This window comes from Agromyces binzhouensis, from assembly GCF_004135055.1.
GTDB lineage: Bacteria > Actinomycetota > Actinomycetes > Actinomycetales > Microbacteriaceae > Agromyces > Agromyces binzhouensis.
Genome location: NZ_SDPL01000399.1, coordinates 1 through 2,897, shown reverse-complemented (window position 1 = coordinate 2,897; position 2,897 = coordinate 1). Strand labels below are relative to the sequence as shown.

Genomic DNA, 2,897 nt, shown 5'->3' with positions numbered 1-2,897 from the left:
CGCTGCGCGCCGCGCGGCGGCGGTGCTGCTGCCGGTGTCGCTCCGCCCGTCGGCGCGGGTCGCGTTCGGCCGCCCCGCACCGCCCGGCGAGTAGGATCGTCGTTCGTGGCCGTACAGCATTCCCCATTCCGCATCAGCGTGCGCGACCTCGTCAACCGTCCCGGCGAGATGCGCGAGCAGCAGTTCGACGTGCCCGCGCCCGAGCCGCTGGGCGAGGGGCTGGTGTCGATCCGGCAGGGGTCCGACCTCGCGATCGACGTGCGCCTCGAGTCCGTCCACGAGGGCATCCTCGCCAGCGCGGAGGTCGACGCGACGGCCGAAGGCGAGTGCGGTCGATGCCTCATCGACATCGCGCTGCCCGTCCGAGTCGAGTTCCAGGAGCTTTTCGCGTATCATTCTGGGGAAGCTTTCGAGTATGAGGTTCAAGACGACCACGTGGATCTTGAACCGCTCATCCGAGATGCGGTGGTGCTGGCACTGCCGTTCCAGCCGGTGTGCCGGCCTGACTGCCCGGGTCTCGACCCAGAGACCGGACAGCGTCTGGCCGATCATCCGGAACTCGTCACCCCTGTAGAGCACGACCCGCGTTGGGCTGCGCTCGCAGGGTTCACGGCTTCCGAAGACGAGGGCGCGGATGCTTCATCCGACGCCGACCTGCAGAGAGATTGAGAGAGAGTCATGGCTGTTCCCAAGCGGAAGAAGTCACGCGCCAACACCCACGCGCGCCGTTCGCAGTGGAAGGCCGAGGCCCCCACGCTCGTCAAGACCGTCGAGAACGGCAAGGTCACCTACAGCCTCCCGCACCGCGCACGCGTGGTCGAGGACTCGGCGGGCACCCCGCTCTTCCTCGAGTACAAGGGCCGCAAGGTCGCCGACGTCTAGTCGGCCCGTGAACGACGAACGACCGGTCGTGAGGCGCGTCGAGCGCACGGACACCGGGGCCGACGAGCTGGCCGAACTGCAGCGCACGCTGCGCGTCGAGCTCGACCCCGATCTCCTGCTCCTCGCACTCACGCACCGGTCGTTCGCGTATGAGAACGGCGGCATCCCGACCAACGAGCGCCTGGAGTTCCTCGGCGACTCGATCCTCGGGCAGGCGGTGACCGTCAAGCTGTTCACCGACCACCCCGAACTCGACGAGGGCGAACTGGCGAAGCGCCGGGCGAGCCTCGTCTCGAGCGTGGCGCTGGCCGAGGTCGCCCGGGCGATCGGCCTTGGGCCCTACATCCGACTGGGCCGCGGCGAGACGATGACCGGCGGCGCCGAGAAGCCGTCGATCCTCGCGGACACCGTCGAGGCGATCATCGGCGCGGTCTACCTCTCGCGGGGCGGCGAGGTCGCGACCGACCTTGTGCTGCGGCTCATCGCGCCCCTCATGCGCGACCCCGACCGGTTCGGGGCGGCGATGGACCCCAAGACGAGCCTGCAGGAGATCGCCGCCCGCCGCGGTGCGACCGCGCCGTCGTACTCGGTGAGCGAGAGCGGCCCCGATCACAGCAAGCACTTCGTCGCGACCGTCACCGTCGCGGGCCTGGTGACGGCATCGGGCGAGGGCTCGAGCAAGAAGCAGGCCGAGATGGCGGCCGCGCTCGAGGCCTGGACCACCCTGAACGACCGCTGACGTGCCCGAACTGCCCGAGGTCGAGGTCGTCCGCGCCGGGCTCGCGCCCGCGGTCACCGGCGCACGCGTCGCCGCGGTCGAGGTGCTCGACGCCCGTTCGCTGAAGCGCCACGAGGCGGCATCCGGCGACTTCGAGACGCTGCTCACCGGCGAGCGCATCGAAGCCGCGGTGCGTCGCGGCAAGTTCCTCTGGCTGCCGCTCGCCGGGGGAGGTGCACTCGTGGGGCACCTCGGCATGAGCGGCCAACTCCTGCTCCGCACCCCGGACCATCCGGGCGACGACCGCCATGCGCGGATCCGGTTGCACCTCGAGCACCCGGAGCACGGCGAGCTCCGGGTCGACTTCGTCGACCAGCGCATCTTCGGTTCGATGGCGATCGATCGCATGGCGCCGACCTCGGACGGTCGCGTGGCGGGGTTCTCGGCCGACGTCACCGGTCCGTGGGCGCGATCGATCCCGTCGCAGGTGGCGCACATCGCCCGCGACCCGCTCGACCCGGCGTTCGACGACGACGGGTTCGCCGCCGCCCTCGCCCGCCGGGCGACCGGCATCAAGCGCGTGCTGCTCGACCAGGGCGTGGTGTCGGGCATCGGCAACATCTACGCCGACGAGGCGCTCTGGGCGGTCCGCATGCACGGCGAGCAGCCCGCGTCGAGCCTCAGCCGGCGGCGCGCGCGCGAACTGCTCGCGGCCGTGCGCGAGGTGCTGAACCGGGCGCTCGCCGAGGGCGGCACGAGCTTCGACGCGCAGTACGTCAACGTGAACGGCGCATCCGGGTACTTCGCCCACTCGCTGAACGCCTACGGCCGCGCCGGCCGTCCCTGCCCGCGGTGCGGGACGCCCATCGTGCGCGAGGCGTTCATGAACCGATCGTCGCACCGCTGCCCGCGGTGCCAGCGGCTGCGCGCCGGCGTCCGCAGCGGTGCGTCGACGGGCGCCTCGACGCCGGTCGCACGGGTCATCCCCGCTGCCACGTCGCCTGGATCGAGTGCGGGCGGAACCCCAGCTCGCGGTTGATCGCGAGCATGGGCCCGTTCTCGTCGGCGTTCCAGGTGTAGACCTCCGTCCGCTCGGGCGCGGCGTCGGTCAGCGCGACCAGGTTCGCGAGCTTCATCCGCATGCCGAGGCCGTGGCCGCGGTGCGGGCCGAGGACCAGCGTGTCGTCCTGGTACGCCCCGCGCTTGCCGGGCGCGAGCGTGAGGATGGTGAAGCCGGCGACCTCGCCGCCGGGCGCGATCGCGGCGACCGTCAGGTGCGTGCGCCCGGCCGCCACGG

At 71.7% G+C, this 2,897-nt stretch carries 5 protein-coding genes; 4 read left to right on the top strand and 1 reads right to left on the bottom strand.

What is annotated here, in order from left to right:
• Positions 1 to 105: 105 nt before the first annotated feature.
• From ESO86_RS14795 to mutM, 4 genes are all read left to right on the top strand, one after another.
• Positions 106 to 669, top strand: coding sequence for a YceD family protein (locus ESO86_RS14795; RefSeq protein WP_242492394.1), 564 nt, complete (start codon positions 106 to 108; stop codon positions 667 to 669).
• Positions 670 to 678: 9 nt separating this feature from the next.
• Positions 679 to 882 carry a 50S ribosomal protein L32 gene (gene rpmF, locus ESO86_RS14790; RefSeq protein ID WP_092669520.1) on the top strand — a complete coding sequence of 68 codons (204 nt, stop codon included), beginning with the start codon at positions 679 to 681 and terminating at the stop codon, positions 880 to 882.
• 67 nt (positions 883 to 949) lie between these two features.
• Positions 950 to 1,621 (top strand): ribonuclease III, encoded by a 672-nt coding sequence (gene rnc, locus ESO86_RS14785; protein WP_242492395.1) that lies wholly within the window; start codon positions 950 to 952, stop codon positions 1,619 to 1,621.
• A 1-nt stretch (position 1,622) separates the two neighbouring features.
• A complete protein-coding gene (gene mutM / locus ESO86_RS14780) occupies positions 1,623 to 2,639 on the top strand; it encodes a bifunctional DNA-formamidopyrimidine glycosylase/DNA-(apurinic or apyrimidinic site) lyase (protein WP_129235671.1) in 1,017 nt (338 codons plus the stop codon).
• Here mutM and ESO86_RS19120 read toward each other — a convergent pair.
• The coding region (locus tag ESO86_RS19120; RefSeq protein WP_479722788.1) for a GNAT family N-acetyltransferase at positions 2,581 to 2,897 on the bottom strand (317 nt) is incomplete at its 5' end. The genes mutM and ESO86_RS19120 overlap by 59 nt on opposite strands.